The sequence below is a fragment of the Pseudotamlana agarivorans genome (assembly GCF_018860245.1).
Taxonomy (GTDB): Bacteria; Bacteroidota; Bacteroidia; order Flavobacteriales; family Flavobacteriaceae; genus Pseudotamlana; species Pseudotamlana agarivorans_A.
Map to the genome: position 1 here is coordinate 52,377 of NZ_JAHKPD010000020.1, position 21,369 is coordinate 73,745.

Genomic DNA, 21,369 nt, shown 5'->3' on the forward strand with positions numbered 1-21,369 from the left:
TTAACACCTGGTTTTATTATATAAGTTTAAAGTCTAATAATAATTCTCCTTCAACAGAAGCTTGTAAATGATCTCCTTTTACATTTTGGCCAGCACCAGTTGCAGGTGTTCCTGTAAATATTAAGTCGCCAGGCTCTAAAGTCATAAATTTTGATACGTAAGCGATAATTTCAACAAAATTGTAAATCATATCACTTGTATTTCCAACTTGTTTTTCTTCACCGTTAATTAGTAAGTTGAAATTGATGTCGTTTAAATCTGAAAAATTAGAAACCGGTTTAAAACCAGCCACGGGAGATGCACCATCAAACCCTTTTGCTAAAGCCCAAGGTCCTTTATTTTCTCTACTAGCTCCAAGAACATCTTTGGCTGTGTAATCAATACCAATACCAATTTCACTTATGTAAGAGGCTGCATGAGCTTCAGAGATATCTTTACCTTGTTTACCAATTTTTGCGACTAATTCTACTTCGAAAATTAATTGTTCTGTAATTGCTGGAAAAACAATGTCTGCGTTGTTTTCAACTAATGTGCTTTCCGCCTTTAAAAAGATGGTTTGTGCGCCAGTTTTAAGGGCTGTAACTTCACTTTTGTCATTTACGTAGTTTTTACCAATGCCTATAATTTTCATGATTTTTTATAATTTAAATTGTTAATTTTCTGGACATAAAAGTAATGAATTAAGCTATTTCTCGTCTTACATTTTGTATTAATTTTTAAAACGCAAGGGTTAAAGAATCATTGTTTTTTTACTAATAAACACAGATTTTAAATTGACTTTTTTAATGATAGATTAACTTCTCAGTAAAAAAACATAACTTGCAGCACTCAATATATTACTATGAAACACCTTCAAGATAGCACTACAAATACGAACAAAAAAAAGTCTAAAGTCACCATGACTCAAGCTTTTAAAACCATTATTTGGCCAAGGCGTAATCTTGTGTTTATTGGGTTGATTTTAATAGTAATTAGAAGTTTAGCGGGATTGGTATTACCATGGCAGAGTAAGGTGCTTTTGGATGAGGTGGTGCCAAATAATGATCCATCCCAGTTATATACATTAATAGCCATTGTATTAGTAGCAATTTTAGTGCAAGCCATAACTTCCTTCGCATTAACACAAATTTTAAGTGTTCAGGCTCAATATTTAATAAGTGAATTAAGGGCTCAAGTTCAGAAAAAAGTATTGTCATTGCCTATTAGTTTTTTCGATAATAACAAAACGGGTGGTATGGTTTCTAGAATAATGAGTGATGTAGAGGGTGTTAGAAATTTAATAGGAACAGGATTAGTTCAACTTGTGGGCGGTACGTTTACGGCCATTGTTTCTTTAGTGATTTTGATAAAGTTAAATGCTTGGATGACCCTTTTTGTATTTGTACCTCTGTCCATTTTTGGATATATCGCCTTACGTGCTTTCAAATATATTCGACCTGTTTTTAGGGTACGAGGTAAGATTAATGCGGAAGTAAAAGGGCGATTAACTGAAACTTTAGCAGGGGTTCGAGTAATTAAAGCTTTTAATGCTGAAGCACAAGAAAATCTTGTTTTTGAAAAAGGTGTTGAACGTTTATTTAAAAATGTAAAAAAGAGTTTAACAGCTACGGCTATTATGACGAGCTCTTCAACTTTTTTGATAGGTGTTGCTACTACAGGAATTATGGGTATAGGTGGCTATTATATGATGCAAGGTGAAATGACCACAGGTGATTTTCTTTTCTTTACCTTGGTGCTTGGTTTTATGATTGCCCCAATCGTTCAAATGAGCAATATTGGGAGTCAGTTAACAGAAGCCCTGGCAGGTTTAGACCGTACGGAAGAGCTCATGAATATGACAGCCGAAGAAGATAACGCATCACGAACCGTTCGGCTCAATAAACTAATAGGAGACGTTGAATTTAATAACGTGTCTTTTGCTTATGAAGCTGGTAAACCCGTACTTCATAATGTTAGTTTTAAAGCGCCAGCAGGTACGGTTACTGCTTTGGTGGGGAGTTCTGGCTCTGGGAAGTCTACTATTGCAGGTTTGTCTGCTACGTTTTTAAATCCGAATACAGGAGAAGTTTTAATAGATAATCAAGATTTATCTAAGGTAAAACTGAGCAGTTTTAGAAAACATTTAGGTGTCGTTTTACAAGATGAATTTTTATTTGAAGGCACTATTAGAGAAAATATTCTTTTTCCACGACCTAATGCTACCGAAGCAGAATTACAAAATGCTATAAAAGCCGCATATGTTAACGAATTTACAGATCGTTTTGATGATGGGTTAGAAACTTTAATAGGAGAACGCGGTGTGAAACTATCAGGGGGGCAGCGTCAGCGATTAGCTATTGCAAGAGCAATTTTGGCAGATCCTAAACTTATTATTTTAGATGAAGCGACCTCTAATTTAGATACTGAAAGTGAGGCTTTAATTCAGAAGAGTTTAAATGAATTGGTGAAAGATAGAACGACAATCGTGATTGCTCACCGTTTAAGTACCATTAGAAAGGCCGATCAAATTTTAGTTATTGAAGCAGGACACATCGTGGAACGTGGTACGCATGACGAGTTGATTGCCAATAATGGAAGATATTATGATTTATACACCTATCAAGCTAAAATATAATGACCATGAAAGTAACAGATTTAGAGACTTCCGAGTATAATATTTATTACAAAACCTATATCGATAAAGTGCCCAAAAGCTCAAAATTAATTGATGGATTTGAGTGTGGACGTGAAGCAGTCGTAAGCTGTTTTAGAAGCGTCCCTGATGATAAACTCTATTACAGTTATGCTCCCGGTAAATGGACGGTAAAAGAGGTTTTTCAGCACATTATTGATACGGAACGGGTTTTTAGCTACCGTTGCTTTTGTTTAGCCAGACAGGAAAAAACGCCACTTCCAGGATACGAGCAAGATGATTATGTGCCGCCTTCAAAAGCAAATGCAAAATCTATGGATGATTTGATAGAAGAATATGAAGCTGTTCGTAGAAACACCATCGTACTTTTAAAAAGTTTATCAGAAGCAGATTTAAAATGTGTTGGAACCGCTAGTGGTGGTAATATGTCGGCAAGAGCGGCAGCCTTTATTATTTTGGGTCATGAAATACACCATTTAGGTGTTATGAAACAGCATTATATTTAAGATTCAACGGTTTGGTTTTTACGTTTCATAATTGTAAAAACTAGTAGTGATAATATACCAAAAATAGAGAACCCTATAAAAATAGGAAGTACAGAATGTTTTACGAAACCACCTATATAATTAGCAATAGGTACAGCCATAACAGTAGATAAAAAGCCATTTATCGCGGCACCTATGCCTGCAATGTGACCAATTGGTTGCATGGCAATGGCTCTTAAATTTCCGAAAAGGAAACCAACCGCGAAAAACTGTAAAGCAAAAAAGCTTAATAATATAAAAATATTAGGGTTGTTTCCAGACCAAAAAAGAATGACATAAAGCACAGAAACTACGGCATAACCAATGGTAGCTACATGAGCTATACGCCACATCCCGTATTTTTCAACTAAGCGGCTGTTCATAAAAGTAGCCAGTCCTATTGAAATCGCTAAACTCGCAAATATGTACGGGAACATTTCTGCCAAGTTGTATTGTTCTTGGAAAATTTGCTGGGCGGTACTTAAATAAACCATAAAAGAACCTGTTATAAATCCAGAAACCAGTGTAAAGGCAACGGCTTCTTTTTCTCTAAAAAAAGCTTTTGTACCATTAATAAAAAGTCCGGGTGTAAATTTTATTCGTTTTTCTATTGGGAGTGTTTCTGGTTGTCTTAGCCAAAACCAAAACATTACGATTACTCCAAAAATAAGATTGAAATAAAAAATGGATTTCCAACTAAAATAGACCATTAATAAATGTCCGATCGTTGGAGCTATAACCGGAACGAGTATAAAGAACATGACTACGATAGACACTATTTTAGCCATAAAATCGCCTTCAAAAGAATCACGAATCATGGATAGTGATAAACTTCTAGGGGAAGACAAGCCTATTCCTTGTAAAATGCGACCAACAATCATCACCTCAAAACTTTCCGTAGTGACGCAAATAATACTGGCTATTATAAATACTGAAAAGCCAATGAATACAATAGGTTTTCTTCCGAAGCTATCTGATAATGGTCCAAAAATAAGTTGTCCGAAACCAATGCCAAGAAAAATCATGGTAATTAGTAGTTGGTTATCACTAGCGTCTATCACATTTAAATGCCTACCAATTTCAGGAAGAGCAGGGAGTAAAGCGTCGATAGATAAAGCGACGATAGACATTAACGAAGCCATTAATGCGACAAACTCAATTTTAAAATGTTGTGATTTTTGCATGACGCAAAAGTAAATTAATTGAGCACCATAATTGTTAACTTAACGATATATTAAGACAATGCTAGTATTGTTTAATATGATATTTTGGACAAAATTAAGTTATAAATGGTAGGACTATTCATGCTATGAAGCCTCCAAAATAACCCATTTAGAATAGGCCCTAGAATACTTTTAGAACTTTCGAGTTAGATAAAGAGTAACAAAGTAAAATACTTTACTAAACGCCTAGTTTCAATTATTCCGTTTTAGTGATGGTTATCCGCTTTTTTATTTTAAATTCTCCATCGGTAATGACGGCCATAAATAAATAAGTTCCTTTCTCAGTGAGTGTTACAACGGGAGTTTTGGTATTTGGATTGTTGTTTTCGAAGTATACTTTAGGTCCTTTTTTTAGAAGCCATGTAATTTCTGGATATACATCATCCCCATCGGTATCGCTAATCTCAGCAATAAAATTCACGGTGTTTTTGGAATCATAATCCGTTTGGATAGTTACCTTAGGAGGTAAGTTTATTTCTGTGTTTTTTGATAAACTTTTTTGAGGTATTTTTGAGTTATCCTCAATCCCTGCTGCCCATAATACAATTCTCTGAGCAAATTCTTTATTATCGGAATGTGTTATTTGACTACCATCACCAGCATTCCACATCATGTTTCTATCAAATAAACCTAAAACCCTTCCTTTGTTAATTTCTGCTATTGCCAGTGTAACATCAGTATTTGGGTTAAAAATACCATCTATTTTGTTTACCTTTAATTCTCCTCCTAATCCAGCATCTTGTGCTTTTGCCAAAACCTTAGCCGGAGAACTAATCCTTACAAAGCTAACCCCTTCGCCTCTAAAACGAATGCCACCATTTTTATTATAATTATTAATAAAATGATCTTTCTCGTATGTTGTAATAAGGTAATTACCACCTCCGTTATCTGTTAGAAAATGCATTCCGAACGCTTCGGTAATTTGGTTGTCAGAATCTCTTCCTAAAGTATTGTCTATACCAACATGCTTGTAATGTCCGCCAAAAGCGCTATCAGACCAAACTATGAGTCCGCCACCTTGTTTAACCCAATTATGAACAGCTTTAATTTCTGTTTTCGAGAATACTTTTTGATTAGAACCTAAAATAAGAACATCTACATTTTTTAAAAAATCCGTATCAAAAGTAGTTGAAGCATCATATACTTCTGTAATATTGACACCTGTTTCTTCAAGGGCTTCCTTAAATTGACTCATGCCATATCGTCCTTCATCTATTAATCTCATTTGATGAAAAGGATGTTCCTTCCCTGATGGAATGATACCCGTTTCAGATACATCTCCGTATACATAAACAATATTTTGTGCTATTAAAACTTGAGTCAGTAAAAAGAGTAACGTTGTTGAAAGTGTTTTGATCATAATTTAATTTGTTGTTGGGTCAGGTAACATATCATTTAAATGGCTACGTTTAATTTCCTCCATCGCTGAAATAATTAGTTGCTAATTGCGATTTAAGGTATTGTCAAATTTATCAATTTTAAAGATCGTTTTTACCACAATTTTAGGTATTTCACTTAGAATTTTAAAAAAGGGCGCTTTTAGAGGTGTTTTTAAGAGATTATCATTTAAAGGGGGGGCTCTTTCTTAGCAGGAAATAACTAAGTTTATATAATTCGATAGGAGTGTTTTGTTATGGGCCTATAAAAATGAACAGGTGCCTTATTGATATAACGTTAAAAGTCTCATAAAGAGCGTTAAAAACAGTATTAAATCTGCTAAGTCTTCTTTTAATTATGAATTAGGTTGTAATTTTATATAAAATGGTTTTTTAAACTCAAACATGTTATGGCAAAAAAGAAAACACTTACCGGAGAACAGCTTGTTAATTTATATATGGATTATGTTTTAGAACACAATAAGGTGCCCAAAACAGTATATGCTTTTGCAAAACATAATAATTTTGAAGAGCAGATATTCTATACTTTTTATGGATCGTTTGAAGCGCTTGAATCGCATATATTTAAAATGTTCTTTGAGAACACATTAAAACTACTTCATGAAAGTGAAAATTATCAATCTTTTGATGCAAGAGGCAAACTATTAAGCTTTTATTTTACATTTTTTGAAAACCTAACAGCCAATAGAAGCTTTGTTTTATTTGCTTTAAATAAGCATGAAAACAAGCTGAAAAATCTAAAATGCTTATCTAAATTAAGACAAGAATTTAAAGATTATATAGGAAGTTTAGAGATTGAAACCATTGAAACAAAGCAAGAAAAAATAGATAAGTTTCAGCAGCAAGGTTTAATGGAAAGTGCTTGGGTGCAACTTCTAGTAACCCTTAAATTTTGGATGGAAGATAGCTCACCTTCCTTTGAAAAGACAGATGTTTTTATTGAAAAATCTGTAAATACAAGTTTTGATTTCTTGGATGTAGCACCACTTAAAAGTTTGATGGATTTGGGGAAATTTTTGTTTAAGGAAAAAGTGCAAATGCAATAAAAACAATTATGAAAGCAATTAATAAAATTCCTGTTTCTAAAATAGAACGCGCTTCAAAATTAGTGTCTACTGGAGCCAAAATAGGCGTGAACTACATAAAGTATTATGGTGATAAAATCACGAAATCTGAGTTTGAAGCCAAGGAAAAGTTAAATGAAAATAATGCGTCTGATATTTACGACGGACTAAAACAGCTTAAAGGAAGTGCTTTAAAAGTAGCTCAAATGTTAAGCATGGAAAAAAGTATCATGCCGCAAGCTTACGTTGAGAAATTCTCGTTAGCTCAATTTTCTGTACCGCCACTTTCTCCGCCATTAGTTTTAAAAACGTTTAAAAAATACTTTGATAAATTACCAGAAGACTTATTCGATGCGTTTGATTTGAATTCTGTTAATGCCGCGAGTATAGGGCAAGTGCACATTGCTGAAAAAGAAGGCAAAAAGCTAGCTGTTAAAATTCAATATCCGGGTGTTGCAGATAGTATTGCTTCAGATTTGGCAATGGTTAAACCTATTGCAATGAGTATGTTTAATATAAAAGGTGAAGGTTCAGATAAATATTTTAAGGAAATTGAAGGCAAACTCCTAGAAGAAACAGATTATATCTTAGAGGTTAAACAAAGTAAAGAAATCTCTGAAGCTTGTAAACACATTCCGCATTTAATATTCCCAAAATATTACAAGCAATGGTCGTCTGAACGCATTATTACAATGGATTATATGGAAGGCGAACACTTATCTGAATTCACAGCATATAATACCGATCAAAAATTGGCCAATCAATTGGGACAAGCACTGTGGAATTTTTATATGTTTCAAATTCACAAATTGAAGAAAGTACATGCAGATCCGCATCCAGGGAATTTTTTAGTATCTAAATCAGGCGATTTAATTGCTTTGGATTTTGGTTGTATGAAACAGATTCCAGAAGATTTTTATGTGCCTTATTTTGAATTGGCAGATAAAAAAAACATGGGTAATCCAGAGCATTTTAAAGCGAAGCTATACGAACTTGAAATTTTAAGAACTGACGACACAGCCGAAGAAGTTAGTTTCTTTACAGCGATGTTTCATGAAATGTTAACCTTGTTTACCGAGCCATTACATCAAGAGTACTTTGACTTCTCAAACGCCGAGTTTTTTGGAAAGATTGCTAATTTGGGTGAGAAATATTCTAAAAACACCCAATTGAGGAAGTTAAATGCAAATAGAGGCTCCAAACATTTCATTTATATGAATCGTACATTTTTTGGACTCTATAATTTAATGTTTGATTTAAAAGCACGAAATATAAAAATAAACACTCCAGTTTGAAGTCACGATTTCGGATAGAAAATAGGCAAAAGGCCCTCTAAGGTGGTAATAATATTATTGTTAAATTTGAAGCTTAGTAAACTTTATTGATGAACATACAACCTCTTTTAAATTACATTAAAAACCATGTTACCTTAACAGAAACGGAAGAAGCGATTTTAACTTCAAAAGTAAGTTACCGTAAATATTTAAAAGGACAGTTTATAGTTCAGCAAGGCGATGTTTGTAAATATGAATGTTTCGTCATTTCTGGTTGCACGAAAACTTTTTATGTTGACGATGAAGGGCAGGAGCATATCGTAATGTTTTCTGTTGAAGATTGGTGGACCTCAGACATCGGGAGTTTTATTACCCAAACTCCAGCCGATTTCAATGTGCAATGCCTTGAAAACACAGAGCTTATCATGTTTTCTAGTGATGTTATTGAAGAATTATATGCTGAAATTCCAAAATTAGAGCGTTTTTTCAGGCGCATAATTGAACGCGCGTTAGTGGCTTCTCAAAAACGAATTATAAGAAGTTTTAGCCTTTCTGCAAAAGAAAGATTTCTGTATTTTAGAAATCAGTATCCACAAATAGAACAACGCATTCCGCAGTATATGATCGCCTCATACCTTGGTATCACTAAGGAATTTCTTAGCAAAATCAAGAGTCAAATTATCTTAGAACAATAAAAGTTAATCTAGATTAACTTTATTTAATAACCTACTTCATTTTATAGCTTCTGCTTGTTTCAGAAATTTGTGTCATAATTATTTCAAGAGGTATTATGAATAAATTAATTGAAAACATCAGCAATCTCAACGACATGATTCTTCAAGGAAAAACCTTGGAAGCATTCGATTTGTATTATGATGACGATGTGATTATTCAAGAAAATAATAACCCTGCCTGTGTGGGGAAAATAGAAAATAGAAAGCGTGAAAAATGTTTTTTTGACTCTATTACCGAATTTCGATGCGCAAAACCATTGCACGTGACTATTGGGGAACGTATTACCATGGTTGAGTGGCATTTCGATTTTACACATAAAGATTTAGGGGTGAAAAATTATAATAAAGTCGTTGTGCAAGAGTGGCGCGACACAAAAATTATAAAAGAACGCATTTATTACGGATCATAAATTAATAACTAACAAGAAAAAAAATTGAACATGAAAAACACAATTAAAAAATTAGCAGTAGTAGCATTAGTAACTGTATTCGCTTCATCTTTTACAGCAGTAGGTGGTGAAAAAAAGACGGTTAAAACAGAAGAGAGTACTATAGTTTGGAAAGGCTATAAAGTAACAGGATCTCATGAAGGTACTATTGCTATTAAATCTGGAACCTTAGAGTTTAATAAAGATAAATTAGTAGGTGGTGAATTTGTTATAGATATGACCACTATATCAAGTACCGATTTAGAAGGTGAGTATAAAGGTAAGTTAGACGGACACTTAAAATCTGATGATTTCTTTGGTGTTGAAAAATTCCCAACTTCAAAATTAGTATTTAAAAAGGTTAAAGCTTCAGGGAAAAACGCTTACAACGTTACAGGAGATTTAACAGTTAAAGGAAAAACACATGCTATTGATTTTACCATTTCTATTTACGGAAGTAAAGCAACAGCCTCATTAAAAATTGATAGAACCAAGTATGATATCCGTTACGGTTCAGCAAGTTTTTTTGACGATTTAAAAGATAAAGCGATTTATGACGAATTTGATATCGTTGCAGATCTAGAGTTTTAATTAAATATATTCCTATTGAAAAAGAGGATTATTAGCGTTTTAGGGCACCCCATTAGGGTGCCTTATTACGTTATAAGTTTTTGTTAGCGGTTTATAATCTTATCTTTGTTTTTTCAAAAAATATTTAGCATGTCATTTAAAAAATTCATTGAACCTTTAAGAGATTCTTTAGAAAGTAAAGGATTTAATGAGCCATTGCCTTTTCAAAAGCAAATATTATCTAAAATAAAAGGCGGAGCAAGCATGTTTTGTATCGCGCCAAAAGGTTCAGGAAAGACAACGAGTATTGTACTTAGTGTGATTCAGAAATTAAAAGGAGAAGCCTTTGAAGACGCTCCTAGGGCTTTAATTTTTGTGGAAAACAAACAAGCTGCATTAGATTTAGAATTGGAGTTTAATGCATATCTGCGTGGCACCGATTTACGCGTGTATTGTGCCTATGATGAAAAAAATATAGATCATCAACGTGATGAAATTTATGATGGGATAGATGTTGTTATTGCTACACCAAAACGTTTAAATAAGATTTTTTACCTTAACGGAATAAACCTAAACGAACTTCAAATGTTTGTTGTTGAAGATGCCGAATTTTTATTTAGAAATCACAATTTTGCAGAGGTTACACGTACACCAGAAAGTATAGACCGTTGTCAGTATTTAGTTTTTGCAGAAAAATTTGATAGCCGATTTGAACGTTGGCAAGAGAGTTTCATGTTTAATGCACAACTGGTAAAACTTAAAAAGTAGTAACAATTATGAAGGAAGAATAAGCTAATATAGGTATACAGTTTATTTGTCTTTCATTTTTTAGTAAATTTATAAATAGTTTTAATCAGGATGAATTTAAAAAAAAATAAGGTTATGAAAAAAAATGTTTTATCTATAGTAACAATAATTGCACTTCTTGTTTTTTCTTGTGAAGGACCGCAAGGCCCTCCAGGATATGATGGTGAACCGGGCTACAATATTGTTGGTCAAACTTATGAAATCGCAAACATTAATTTTTCTTCAAATAAGCTGGATGAACGCTTTACTTTCCCAGAAAGTAATGTTGATGGAGATGCGGTGTTGGTTTACCGATTAGAAGAAGAAAACAACGGATTAGATGTTTGGGAACCCTTACCTACAGCGACTATTTTCTTTAATGGAGGTGGTTATTTTCAGTATCGTTTCAATTATACATTGGGCGATGTTGATATTATTGCAGAAAGTGATGATATTGACGCTGTCGGTGCTGAGTTTACTAAAAATCAAGTGTTCAGAATTGTGGTTATGCCATCAGATCTAGCCTCTACAGTGGATACCAATAACTTAAATGCAGTTATGAGTCAGTTGAATATTACGGAAGATGATATTCAAAATATTCAGTAACATCTAACATCTATTTTAATGCAGTTTCTTGGAAATTGTATAAATTTAAAATCTCAGATTAATTGTTTAATCTGGGATTTATTATTAGTTGTTTAAACAACATTTTTTATGTTTTTTTCCGCTACCACATGGACAAGGGTCATTACGTCCAACTTTGAAGTCTGCTTTAATAGGTATTGCAGTTGAGTTTAAAAAATGATCATGATAAAGTTGTGAATAATCTTCTTGGTCTTCTTTATATCCGGCCCAAGTAGTAACTACTTGTTCATAGCGTTCTGCTATTGAAAGGATGTCTCTTTTTTTATCGAAATTTCTTGGTTTCTTGAAATCTTTCTTTACTTCTTGCCAATCTCCACAAATATCAATGGATACGACTTTTTTATCGAATAGTTTTTCTATTATAGGTAGCAGTTCAATACCTTTGATATCAATAATATCACATATTATAAGTGCTGTTAATTCGCTATCAATGATATTGTCTTCTATGTCACTATTTAAGTAAAATTGAATGACATCCGCATACCAATCTAATGCTTCATCACGCCTTTCGGGGTGGTGTAAAGCAAGCTGTGATATCATGTCTGAAATATTAGTTCGCGCGAAAGCGTCAACACCAGGTTTAAACATAAACTGTTTGCATGCTTCTAGAACTTCTACGTTTGTAATAGCAATTTTATATAGGGGTTCCCAAATCATTGCGGTAATAAAATCACCTATATAAAGTTCTAAATATTCATTTGATTGACTCAATGCATAAAGCATGGTATCCACGCTTTTCGAAGCTTTAAGTTCACCCAAAAGATAAATGGCATGAACAACGAAATTCATCTTTTCTTCATTCCATTGTCCTTCTTCTACTAATTTATTAAAATGGTTAAATCGGTTAATACTATCATGTAACACTAATTCAAGATCTTGAATAAGACTATCCTCCGGAAGCGATAGAATTTTATTTAGTTTTTCTTCTTCAATATATAGTCCATTGGAATAAAGCCATTCAATTTCTTGGTTAATGAAATTCGGAGATTTAGTTATTGTATTAATTTCCTGTTGTTTTGTTTTTACCGTTATATTACTTTTTTGCTCTTCTTCAAAACGTTTTTGACTAGCTTTCATTCTTGCAGCAAATAATTGATTCAAAGCCATTTTCGTATCGGTGGAATCGGGAGCTAATTCCTGCATTATTTCGTAGCGTATTTCGGCTTGTTCAATATCATCTATAGCTGTATAATATAATACAGCACATTTTAAAAATGAAACAACTTCGTTAACGTGAAATGTATCACGTTCGGGGTACATGGCTTTAATATCCATGGCTTCACCTAAAACTTCGGGCATTTTTTCAAAGTCTTGATTTAGATAATGCGCGTTCGCTAAATTTAATTTCCCGAACAAGTAATCAGGATGTTCAGAAATGATCCACTTATTAGTATCACTCATTTTTTTTGTATCACCAATTTGAGCGTATAATACGGATAAGTAATTTTTTAATTGTGGATTTTTTGGATATTTTTCTATGGCATCTAATAATTTTCGCACCCCCGATTTTTTACCCTCCAACGCCAGTTTATGAAACTGCACAAGCTTGCGTGCGAGCTCAGGGGTAATGGCGTTTTGTTTGTCTAAAAAGTTGGGGTCGTTTGTTATGTTATATCCAATTTCAATATGTTTCATCCTTCTTACTTATTCTATTTATTTTTACTTTTTGTGTCCTAACTATTTCAATTCTTATGAATGATAGAAACCAAAATTAAACTTTTGGCAGTTCTAATGGCGTCGAGAATTTTGAATATTTATTATGAATTTATCAACATGTAAGAATAGGGTAAGTCAGCATGAAAATGTTTCGGTTTCCTAGAGAACGAATTTCTACAAAGGAATATTACCATGTTTACGATCTGGCCGGTCTACTTGTTTGTTTTCCAACATAGAGAATCCTTTAAGTAACTTTCTTCGAGTCTCTTTAGGAAAAATAACCTCATCAATAAATCCGCGTTTGGCAGCTTCATACGGATTTGCAAATTTTTCGGCGTATTCTGCTTCTTTCTCGGCTAGCTTTTCAGCTGAATTTTCCGCGGAAGCGATTTCTTTTTTAAAGATAATTTCACTAGCTCCTTTAGCGCCCATAACAGCTATTTCGGCACCTGGCCAAGCAAAGTTTAAATCGGCACCAATATGTTTTGAATTCATGACATCATAAGCGCCACCATAGGCTTTTCGTGTAATAACTGTAATTCTTGGAACCGTAGCCTCGCTTAATGCATAAAGTAATTTGGCTCCATTAACAATAATACCGTTCCATTCTTGATAGGTACCAGGTAAAAAACCGGGAACATCTACCAAAACAAGTAGCGGAATATTAAAACAATCACAGAATCGTATAAACCGCGCTGCTTTTCTGGAGCTTCTAACCCCCAAGACCCCTGCGAACGACATGGGTTGATTAGCAACAATACCAATACTTCGTCCGCCCAATCTTGCAAAACCAACAATGATGCTTTCGGCGTATTCTTTATGAATTTCATAAAAGGAATCGTTGTCAATGATACCATCAATAACGGTATGCATATCGTATGGCTTGTTCGGGTTGTCGGGAACACAATCGGTTAAAACATCACGAACTTCATCCGTCAATTGGTACTCTAGTTTTTTAGGGGTTTCTTTATTATTCTGCGGAAAATAACTAAACAATTGTTTAATATCATCTAAACACTGAACATCGTTAGCCGATTTTTTATGTGCAACGCCAGATTTTGAAGCGTGTGTATGTGCTCCACCAAGTTCTTCGCTTGTCACTTCTTCATTGGTTACCGTTTTTACTACGCTAGGTCCAGTAACAAACATATAACTGGAATTTTCAACCATAATGGTAAAATCGGTGATGGCAGGGGAGTACACGGCACCACCAGCACAAGGCCCCATAATGGCAGATATTTGAGGGATAACGCCAGATGCTTGTACATTTCTATAAAAAATATCAGCATAACCCCCTAAAGAACGGACCCCTTCTTGAATTCGCGCACCACCAGAATCATTTAAGCCAATTATGGGCGCGCCAACCTTTAGGGCTAACTCTAATATTTTACAAATTTTCTCAGCGTGTGTCTCCGATAAAGAACCACCAAATACCGTAAAATCTTGAGCGTAAACATACACCAATCGACCTGCAATAGTGCCGTATCCTGTAATAACACCGTCCCCGTAATATATGTGGTCTGCCATACCGAAATCGGTAGTTCTGTGAGTTACTAAAGCACCAATTTCTTCAAAAGAAGCAGCGTCTAATAGATATTCAATACGTTCTCTTGCAGTTAATTTATTGTTGTTATGTTGTTTGTCAATACGTTGCTGTCCGCCTCCCAATTTTGCAAGGGCGTATAATTGTTGTAGTTTTTCGGCCTTAGAACTCATAGTTTTTAGTTTAATTAATTATGAATTAGGAAGTCTTAATAATTTCTGATCCTCTAAAAATTGTTTTACAGCAATGAGTGCGGCAACTTTTGCCTCTTCTTCTGAATATTTATTTAGAGCTTCGTTTTTATAGTAGTTTTTAACAAAATGTGTGTCGAAATCTCCAGATTTAAACGCCTCATGTTCACAAACAAACTTTCCGAAAGGTAAAGTGGTTTTAATCCCTTTTACCTGAAAATCATCAATGGCTTTACGCATAATTTGTATGGCTTCTTCTCGGTTTTTTCCGTAGGTGATTAATTTAGCAAGCATGGGATCGTAGTAAATAGGAATTTCCATGCCTTCTTCATAACCATTATCTACGCGAATGCCTTCACCATGAGGTAATTTATAGCGTTCTAAAAGCCCCACACTAGGTAAGAAATCATTCATCGGATCTTCGGCATAGACACGTAATTCTAAGGCGTGGCCATTAATTTTTAAATCCGTTTGCTTGAATTGAAGTGCTTCACCACGAGCAATTCTAATTTGAAGCTCTACCAAATCATAACCAGTAATTAATTCGGTAACAGGGTGTTCGACTTGAAGCCTGGTGTTCATTTCTAGGAAATAAAAGTTGTGCTGTTCATCCAAGAGAAATTCAACTGTACCAGCACCGATGTAATCACAGGCTTTGGCTACTTTTATAGCAGCTTCTCCCATTTTAGTTCTTAAAGTTTCAGTTAAAACTGAAGAAGGTGCTTCTTCAATAACTTTTTGATGTCTTCTTTGTATGCTGCATTCCCGTTCAAAAAAATGAAATATTTGTCCGTGAGAATCGGCAATAATTTGAATTTCTATATGTCTCGGAGACTTTATATACTTTTCAATAAAAACCGAACCATCTCCAAAAGCAGACGTCGCCTCACTAATCGCGCGTTGCATTTGAGATTCTAGTTCACTTTCTTTTTCAACTACGCGCATGCCTTTTCCGCCGCCGCCAGCTGAGGCTTTAATAAGTATAGGAAACCCAATGTTGTTAGCAAAGGTTTTTGCTTTTGAAACATCGGTTATGGCTTCATCAATACCGGGAACCATAGGAATATTATAGGTTTTAACTGCTTTTTTAGCTTCTAATTTGCTCCCCATAATTTTTATGGACATCGGTTTCGGACCAACAAAAATGATGTTATTTTTCTGGCACAATTCCGCGAAAGCGTCATTTTCACTTAAAAAACCATAGCCTGGGTGAATGGCATCAACGTTAAGTTTTTTAGAAACTTCAATAATTTTATCTGCTCTTAGGTAAGATTCTTTTGAAGCTGATTTTCCAATACATACGGCTTCATCGGCCTGTTTGACGTGCGGTGCATTTCGGTCGATTTCTGAAAAAACAGCAACCGTTTTAATGCCCATTTTTTTAGCGGTTCTCATAACCCTAACAGCAATTTCTCCACGATTGGCAACTAGTAGTTTTTTCATAAAATAATTTTTGGTGTTTTAAAAGCTTTTAAACAGTGAAATTGAGATAGATTTATTCAAATTCAATTATTAAGTGGCCTTTTTCTACGGCTTCTCCTTTTTTAACGGATATAGATTTGATGACACCAGTTCTTGGAGATACAATGCTGTTCTCCATTTTCATGGCTTCTAGAATGAGTAGGGGGGTGTTTTCTTGAACTTCTTGACCAACTTTTACTTGAACGTCTAAAATTAAACCTGGCATGGGAGCAATAACTGTGTTTACTTGCTGTGAAACGTGGTTGCTTAGTCCCATGGTTTCTATCAGGCGGTCTAAATCATTGGAAATTTGAATATCGTAATTTGTGCCATTAACATTAATTTGATAGCATTTACTATTAAGGTCTCCGGCTAATACTTCTATTTTAAAGGATTTGTTTTGTTGCAAAACATGGTAGTGGCCTTCCGAATTTTTAACCATGTCAAGTTGATTAATTTCACTGGGATTGATATTGAAATCCTCTTGATTATTAACTTTTACGGTGTAATGTTTATCCATAGTTAAAATGATTGGCTTTATAAATATATGAATTTTATTCAGGCCTAGAATGGATTCATAGTACAAATCTTAAACTGGATTTTAATTTTTTCTGTTTTTTTAAGTCAACTTGCTTAGTGCTGATATTTAGTGAATTACCGGTAAAACCTTTATTTTGTTGATTTTTTTTAAAAATAATATGATATAAATCATATTATGGCAACACCTATGGGTTGACCTTTGTATCAAATTATAAAACTAAAACAGCATGAAATTATTCAATAAATTATCAATGGGCATTTTTATAATGTTGGCATTTGTTTCGGTTAACTTAACTCGTGCACAAGAGTTAGCCCTTATAAACAATGCATCTTCTTTAAAGGTTTTAGGAACCTCCAATATTCATGATTGGGAAGTAAATGCCGAAAGTCAGTCAGGAAAAATTAAGTTCAGTGATATAGAAAATGGAAAGATAGAAGATTTAACTATTACTATTAAAGTTGAAGGTTTAAAAAGCGGTAAAAGTGGGATGGATAAGAATACCTATAAAGCGCTTAAATCGAAAAACAGTAAAGACATTTTATTTCAATTAACAAAAGTAGAAAGCCTTGATGCTAAAGGAAATGGTGTCTTTGATATCAAATCCAAAGGTGATTTAACTATTGCTGGAACTAAAAAGAGTATTGCGCTTAATTTTAAGCTGAGCATAATGGATTCTACAGCAACCTTAATAGGAGAAAAGCAAATTAAAATGACCGATTTTAAAGTAGACCCACCAACAGCTTTATTAGGAACGATTACCACAGGGGAGGATGTGACTATCAAATTCAAAACAAAGTTTAAATAACAATTTAATAACAACTATAAATTAGTATAATTATGAAATCAATAATTAAAAATTTAATTTTAGGAGCCATAGTCTTAGGGGGACTAAATATGTATGCTCAAAATAGCAAAAGACATATTGATAACTTTAGACAGCCGGATCAAACCGGAATTAATACATTTGAAGCGCCAAAAGAAACCGAATCAACTTTTGATGGTTTAAAAGTAAGAGTTGGTGGGGCGTCAACCCTTCAATTTCAAGCATTAGATCATGAGAATTCTGGAGCAACACCTTTAGCAGAACTTGGGTCCAATTTTAATTTACCAACTGCAAACTTAGATTTGGATGTTGTTTTAGCAGAAGGTGTTAGAATGCACTTAAGAACATATCTATCATCACGTCATCATCCAGAACCATATGTAAAAGGTGGATATTTTCAAATTGATAAGTTAGATTTTATAAGTGAAGGTTTTTTATCGGATATTATGCAATATGCAACTATTAAAGTTGGTCATATGGAGAATAACTATGGTGATGCCCACTTTAGAAGAAGTGATAATGCACAAACCATATTTAACCCATTCATAGGAAACTTAATCATGGATTCATTTACCACAGAAGTTGGAGCTGAACTTTACTACCAAAGAAATGGTTTTTTAGGAATGGTTGGTTTTTCTAATGGAAAATTAAACCAATCGGTTGTCGCTGGTGCAAATGGAAGAACAGGAGGGGCAGCTTTCCTCGCTAAAATAGGATATGATAAGCAATTAAATGATGATTTAAGATTAAGACTAACAGGTTCATTGTATAATACGGGTTATACACCAAATTTATATTTATTTAATGCGGATAGAGCAGGATCTAGATATTACCATGTCATGGAAGCGGAAGGAGCTTCTTCTGATAATTTCAGATCAGGACGTTTTGCACCTAATTTTAAAAATAGTGTGACAGCCATAATGATTAATCCGTTTGTAAGATATAAAGGGTTTGAATTTTTTGGAACTTTAGAAAGAGCTAGTGGAAGCACAAATGCAAATCCAGCTACTTTAGATCCAGAAATGGATGGTGTTACAAACCAATTTGCAAGTGAATTGTTATACCGTTTTGGAAAAAATGATAACTTTTATGTAGGAGGTCGATATAACGTCGTAAACTCAGAGTATGATGATAAAGCTCAAGATATTACTATTAAAAGAACCCAGTTAGGAGCAGGTTGGTTTATGACTAAAAACATCTTAATGAAAGCAGAATATGTTCACCAGAATTATGATGGGTTTTCTGGAGCTTTAGAAGATGGTAAATTTGATGGATTCATGTTAGAAGCGGCTATAAGTTTCTAATAAAAATTAGTAAACAAACAAAAAGTCTCTCTGTATAGGAATTGATATAATTCTTAGACTTAGAGGCTTTTATTTTTAATGGACATTAACAATTAATGAGAAAGGGTATGAAAAAGATATTGTTTTTAGTAGCTTTAATCGCAGTCTTAGGTTTTACGAACAAAGATACATTTATTGAAAATACAGCCTTTAAAATTATTGACGATAGCACCTTATCTGTTATAGGAACTAGCAACGTAAAAGGGTTTGAGTGCAAATATGATATGACGGATTTTAAATCTGTGATTCCTATAAATTACATTTTAAAAGATGGTAAAATTTTATTGTCAGAATCAACTTTGGTATTAGACAATATAAATTTTGACTGTGGTGGTAGAGCTATAAATCGTGACTTTATAGAGATATTAAAAACAAAAAAACATCCACGTATTAAGCTAGAATTAAGAGAAATTAATATGATCCATAATAAAAATGAGGTCAATGTGCTTGTTGATGTTTCAATGGCAGGAATAAGTAATACTTATTCAATCCCAGTTAATTTAAAAAAAAATGATAAGTTGGAAGTTGTTGGAAATTTAGACCTGTATTTGGACACCTTCAATATTGAGGCGCCAAATAAACTATTTGGCTTAATTCAAATTGGGAATCACGTTGAAATTGAATTTAAGCTGTTTTTAAAGGAAATTATATCTAAGGATTAACCCTTTTTATTCGTTTCTTTATTTCTTTAGATATAAATTCATAATAAGATGAGTTAGAAGGCACAAAATGAAGATTATTAGCGTTGATGTTCACAATAAGTTCATCAAATTTAGATAAAGATATAAGTTTTAAAGCTTCAACTTCTTCCTCTTGGGGTTTTAATAATGAAATAGGAACATTTAACTCCGCTAAAAAGGTATTATGAAATTCGTTGTCTACCATACCGTTTTCATAAGATTGAAAACATTCAAAAACACCAATTTTATACAGTTTATCTTCTGAAATAGACAATCCAATTTCTTCTAAAATTTCTCTAACTGCAGCTTGTTTAATGGTTTCACCGGCATCTACATGCCCGGCAACCGAAACATCCCATAAAAGTGGACAAATAGCTTTTTTGGCCGAACGTTGCGATAATAATACTTCACCTTTTTTAGTGTAAAACCAAATATGCGCTGTATGATGAAACAATCCTTTTTGGTGAATCACAGATTTCAGTTTTGAAACGCCTAAAAGATTCCCGTTTTTATCAGTGATGTCTATTAATTCGTCCATATGGTTATAATTAAAAAAGCCATTACAAGTTGATAAATTTTATTCCTTGTAATGGCATTTTAAAGTTATATTTTATTTAAAATAGCTAAAAGTTTCGCCATCTTCAATATTAAGAAGTGTTTCGTAAATTAATTTAATCACGTTTTCAACATCGTCCCTATGTACCATTTCTACCGTAGTATGCATGTAACGTAATGGTAAAGAAATTAGGGCAGAAGCCACGCCGCCGTTACTATAAGCAAAGGCATCGGTATCTGTTCCGGTTGCTCTAGAAAGTGCAGAACGCTGGAAAGGAATCTTTTTACCTTCAGCAGTTTCAGTAATTAAATCACGTAATTTTTGTTGCACCGCAGGCGCATAGGCTACTACAGGTCCTTTACCAATTTCTAAATCACCTTGCTTGGTTTTTTCAATCATTGGCGTTGTGGTATCGTGCGTGACATCAGTAACAATTGCCACGTTTGGTTTTATGGTTTGAGTAATCATTTCAGCACCACGTAAACCAATTTCTTCTTGCACAGAATTTGTAATGTACAGTCCAAATGGTAAAGTTTTCTTGTTTTCTTTTAATAAACGTGCTACTTCAGCAATCATAAAACCACCCATACGATTATCTAAGGCGCGGCAAACAAACTTATTTTTGTTCAATACATGAAATTCATCTGGATAAGTGATAACACATCCTACGTGAATGCCTAAATTTTCAACTTCTTCCTTATCTTTTGCACCAACATCGATAGTAATATTATCTGGTTTTGGGGCTTGTTCGTTCGATTTGTCTCTAGTGTGAATCGCTGGCCATCCAAAAACACCTTTTACAATACCGTTTTTGGCATGAATATTTACAATCTTACTCGGCGCTATTTGATGATCGCTACCGCCGTTTCTAATCACGTAAATTAAACCGTTATCTGAAATATAGTTAACATACCATGAAATTTCATCGGCATGACCTTCAATAACTACTTTATATTTTGCATCAGGATTAATAACGCCAACCGCGGTCCCGTAAGTGTCGGTGATAAAAGTATCTACGTATGGTTTTAAATAGTCCATCCATATTTTTTGCCCAGTCCACTCATAACCAGTTGGGGCTGCATTGTTCAAATATTTTTCTAAAAAGTCCATTGACTTTTCATTAAGAATGCTGTTGTTTGCCATGTATAAAATTTTTGCACTAAAATAATAATATTAATAGACACATTGATGGTTTAAATGATTATTGTCTATCATATTTTGTTATATTGACCCTGTAAATGTGAGATACTGAAAGTGTATTGTTAGAGCGGCGTATAATTTCTTTATTTTTACATATT

The 21,369-nt window shown here is 33.7% G+C and carries 21 protein-coding genes; 12 read left to right on the forward strand and 9 right to left on the reverse strand.

All coding sequences use genetic code 11. The features are described from left to right. Positions 1-16: 16 nt before the first annotated feature. The gene (locus tag KO493_RS13825; protein ID WP_216068569.1) at positions 17-631 is read right to left on the reverse strand and encodes a fumarylacetoacetate hydrolase family protein; all 615 of its coding nucleotides are present in this window, start codon (positions 629-631) and stop codon (positions 17-19) included. 210 nt (positions 632-841) lie between these two features. Between KO493_RS13825 and KO493_RS13830 the strand changes: the two genes are divergently transcribed. Next, a complete protein-coding gene (locus tag KO493_RS13830) occupies positions 842-2,614 on the forward strand; it encodes an ABC transporter ATP-binding protein (protein WP_216068570.1) in 1,773 nt (590 codons plus the stop codon). A gap of 5 nt (positions 2,615-2,619) precedes the next feature. Beyond that, entirely contained in the window at positions 2,620-3,138 is a 519-nt protein-coding gene (locus KO493_RS13835; protein WP_216068571.1) for a DinB family protein, read from the forward strand. On the opposite strand, the gene KO493_RS13840 is transcribed toward KO493_RS13835, so the two are convergent. Further along, entirely contained in the window at positions 3,135-4,340 is a 1,206-nt protein-coding gene (locus tag KO493_RS13840; RefSeq protein WP_216068572.1) for a multidrug effflux MFS transporter, read from the reverse strand. The genes KO493_RS13835 and KO493_RS13840 overlap by 4 nt on opposite strands. Positions 4,341-4,575: 235 nt before the next feature. Next, positions 4,576-5,739, reverse strand: coding sequence for a DUF4350 domain-containing protein (locus KO493_RS13845; RefSeq protein ID WP_216068573.1), 1,164 nt, complete (start codon positions 5,737-5,739; stop codon positions 4,576-4,578). Positions 5,740-6,165: 426 nt separating this feature from the next. On the opposite strand from KO493_RS13845, the gene KO493_RS13850 reads away from it, so the two are divergent. From KO493_RS13850 to KO493_RS13880, 7 genes are all read left to right on the forward strand, one after another. Further along, positions 6,166-6,822 carry a TetR family transcriptional regulator C-terminal domain-containing protein gene (locus KO493_RS13850; RefSeq protein ID WP_216068574.1) on the forward strand — a complete coding sequence of 219 codons (657 nt, stop codon included), beginning with the start codon at positions 6,166-6,168 and terminating at the stop codon, positions 6,820-6,822. A gap of 8 nt (positions 6,823-6,830) precedes the next feature. Beyond that, positions 6,831-8,135, forward strand: coding sequence for an ABC1 kinase family protein (locus KO493_RS13855; protein ID WP_216068575.1), 1,305 nt, complete (start codon positions 6,831-6,833; stop codon positions 8,133-8,135). 89 nt (positions 8,136-8,224) lie between these two features. Beyond that, positions 8,225-8,809, forward strand: coding sequence for a Crp/Fnr family transcriptional regulator (locus KO493_RS13860; RefSeq protein WP_216068576.1), 585 nt, complete (start codon positions 8,225-8,227; stop codon positions 8,807-8,809). 95 nt (positions 8,810-8,904) lie between these two features. Further along, on the forward strand, positions 8,905-9,258 hold the full coding sequence (locus tag KO493_RS13865; RefSeq protein WP_216068577.1) for a SnoaL-like domain-containing protein: 354 nt from the start codon (positions 8,905-8,907) through the stop codon (positions 9,256-9,258). A gap of 30 nt (positions 9,259-9,288) precedes the next feature. After that, positions 9,289-9,867, forward strand: coding sequence for a YceI family protein (locus KO493_RS13870; RefSeq protein ID WP_216068578.1), 579 nt, complete (start codon positions 9,289-9,291; stop codon positions 9,865-9,867). Between the two features lie 129 nt (positions 9,868-9,996). After that, positions 9,997-10,614: a DEAD/DEAH box helicase gene (locus tag KO493_RS13875; protein ID WP_216068579.1), complete on the forward strand. Its 618-nt coding sequence runs from the start codon at positions 9,997-9,999 to the stop codon at positions 10,612-10,614. Between the two features lie 114 nt (positions 10,615-10,728). Continuing rightward, entirely contained in the window at positions 10,729-11,238 is a 510-nt protein-coding gene (locus tag KO493_RS13880; RefSeq protein WP_216068580.1) for a hypothetical protein, read from the forward strand. Between the two features lie 84 nt (positions 11,239-11,322). On the opposite strand, the gene KO493_RS16015 is transcribed toward KO493_RS13880, so the two are convergent. From KO493_RS16015 to KO493_RS13900, 4 genes are all read right to left on the reverse strand, one after another. After that, on the reverse strand, positions 11,323-12,912 hold the full coding sequence (locus tag KO493_RS16015; RefSeq protein WP_289846511.1) for an SEC-C metal-binding domain-containing protein: 1,590 nt from the start codon (positions 12,910-12,912) through the stop codon (positions 11,323-11,325). 195 nt (positions 12,913-13,107) lie between these two features. Next, a complete protein-coding gene (locus KO493_RS13890; protein ID WP_216068581.1) occupies positions 13,108-14,649 on the reverse strand; it encodes an acyl-CoA carboxylase subunit beta in 1,542 nt (513 codons plus the stop codon). A gap of 18 nt (positions 14,650-14,667) precedes the next feature. Next, the gene (gene accC / locus KO493_RS13895; RefSeq protein ID WP_216068582.1) at positions 14,668-16,110 is read right to left on the reverse strand and encodes an acetyl-CoA carboxylase biotin carboxylase subunit; all 1,443 of its coding nucleotides are present in this window, start codon (positions 16,108-16,110) and stop codon (positions 14,668-14,670) included. Positions 16,111-16,162: 52 nt separating this feature from the next. Beyond that, positions 16,163-16,648 (reverse strand): acetyl-CoA carboxylase biotin carboxyl carrier protein subunit, encoded by a 486-nt coding sequence (locus KO493_RS13900; RefSeq protein ID WP_216068583.1) that lies wholly within the window; start codon positions 16,646-16,648, stop codon positions 16,163-16,165. Between the two features lie 247 nt (positions 16,649-16,895). Between KO493_RS13900 and KO493_RS13905 the strand changes: the two genes are divergently transcribed. The 3 genes from KO493_RS13905 (at position 16,896) to KO493_RS13915 (ending at position 19,497) form a co-directional block, all read left to right on the forward strand. Further along, positions 16,896-17,474, forward strand: coding sequence for a YceI family protein (locus tag KO493_RS13905; RefSeq protein WP_216068584.1), 579 nt, complete (start codon positions 16,896-16,898; stop codon positions 17,472-17,474). Positions 17,475-17,506: 32 nt separating this feature from the next. Further along, positions 17,507-18,796, forward strand: a complete 1,290-nt coding sequence (locus KO493_RS13910; protein WP_216068585.1) for a hypothetical protein — start codon at positions 17,507-17,509, stop codon at positions 18,794-18,796. Between the two features lie 107 nt (positions 18,797-18,903). Further along, positions 18,904-19,497 carry a hypothetical protein gene (locus tag KO493_RS13915; RefSeq protein WP_216068586.1) on the forward strand — a complete coding sequence of 198 codons (594 nt, stop codon included), beginning with the start codon at positions 18,904-18,906 and terminating at the stop codon, positions 19,495-19,497. Here KO493_RS13915 and KO493_RS13920 read toward each other — a convergent pair. Both KO493_RS13920 and KO493_RS13925 read right to left on the reverse strand, forming a co-directional pair. Next, positions 19,487-20,053, reverse strand: a complete 567-nt coding sequence (locus KO493_RS13920; protein WP_216068587.1) for an NUDIX hydrolase — start codon at positions 20,051-20,053, stop codon at positions 19,487-19,489. The two genes, KO493_RS13915 and KO493_RS13920, sit on opposite strands and share 11 nt — an antisense overlap. 72 nt (positions 20,054-20,125) lie before the next feature. Beyond that, entirely contained in the window at positions 20,126-21,214 is a 1,089-nt protein-coding gene (locus KO493_RS13925) for a M42 family metallopeptidase (protein ID WP_216068588.1), read from the reverse strand. Between the last annotated feature and the right edge of the window lie 155 nt (positions 21,215-21,369).

Coding starts and splice junctions, on each gene's coding strand:
- KO493_RS13870 (WP_216068578.1), top strand. CDS start 9,289: ATGAAAAACACAATTAAAAAATTAGCAGTAGTAGCATTAGTAACTGTA.
- KO493_RS13905 (WP_216068584.1), top strand. CDS start 16,896: ATGAAATTATTCAATAAATTATCAATGGGCATTTTTATAATGTTGGCA.
- KO493_RS16015 (WP_289846511.1), bottom strand. CDS start 12,912: ATGAAACATATTGAAATTGGATATAACATAACAAACGACCCCAACTTT.
- KO493_RS13890 (WP_216068581.1), bottom strand. CDS start 14,649: ATGAGTTCTAAGGCCGAAAAACTACAACAATTATACGCCCTTGCAAAA.
- KO493_RS13860 (WP_216068576.1), top strand. CDS start 8,225: ATGAACATACAACCTCTTTTAAATTACATTAAAAACCATGTTACCTTA.
- KO493_RS13915 (WP_216068586.1), top strand. CDS start 18,904: ATGAAAAAGATATTGTTTTTAGTAGCTTTAATCGCAGTCTTAGGTTTT.
- KO493_RS13825 (WP_216068569.1), bottom strand. CDS start 631: ATGAAAATTATAGGCATTGGTAAAAACTACGTAAATGACAAAAGTGAA.
- KO493_RS13910 (WP_216068585.1), top strand. CDS start 17,507: ATGAAATCAATAATTAAAAATTTAATTTTAGGAGCCATAGTCTTAGGG.
- KO493_RS13925 (WP_216068588.1), bottom strand. CDS start 21,214: ATGGCAAACAACAGCATTCTTAATGAAAAGTCAATGGACTTTTTAGAA.
- KO493_RS13880 (WP_216068580.1), top strand. CDS start 10,729: ATGAAAAAAAATGTTTTATCTATAGTAACAATAATTGCACTTCTTGTT.
- KO493_RS13845 (WP_216068573.1), bottom strand. CDS start 5,739: ATGATCAAAACACTTTCAACAACGTTACTCTTTTTACTGACTCAAGTT.
- KO493_RS13865 (WP_216068577.1), top strand. CDS start 8,905: ATGAATAAATTAATTGAAAACATCAGCAATCTCAACGACATGATTCTT.
- accC (WP_216068582.1), bottom strand. CDS start 16,110: ATGAAAAAACTACTAGTTGCCAATCGTGGAGAAATTGCTGTTAGGGTT.
- KO493_RS13855 (WP_216068575.1), top strand. CDS start 6,831: ATGAAAGCAATTAATAAAATTCCTGTTTCTAAAATAGAACGCGCTTCA.
- KO493_RS13830 (WP_216068570.1), top strand. CDS start 842: ATGAAACACCTTCAAGATAGCACTACAAATACGAACAAAAAAAAGTCT.
- KO493_RS13840 (WP_216068572.1), bottom strand. CDS start 4,340: ATGCAAAAATCACAACATTTTAAAATTGAGTTTGTCGCATTAATGGCT.
- KO493_RS13900 (WP_216068583.1), bottom strand. CDS start 16,648: ATGGATAAACATTACACCGTAAAAGTTAATAATCAAGAGGATTTCAAT.
- KO493_RS13875 (WP_216068579.1), top strand. CDS start 9,997: ATGTCATTTAAAAAATTCATTGAACCTTTAAGAGATTCTTTAGAAAGT.
- KO493_RS13835 (WP_216068571.1), top strand. CDS start 2,620: ATGAAAGTAACAGATTTAGAGACTTCCGAGTATAATATTTATTACAAA.
- KO493_RS13920 (WP_216068587.1), bottom strand. CDS start 20,053: ATGGACGAATTAATAGACATCACTGATAAAAACGGGAATCTTTTAGGC.
- KO493_RS13850 (WP_216068574.1), top strand. CDS start 6,166: ATGGCAAAAAAGAAAACACTTACCGGAGAACAGCTTGTTAATTTATAT.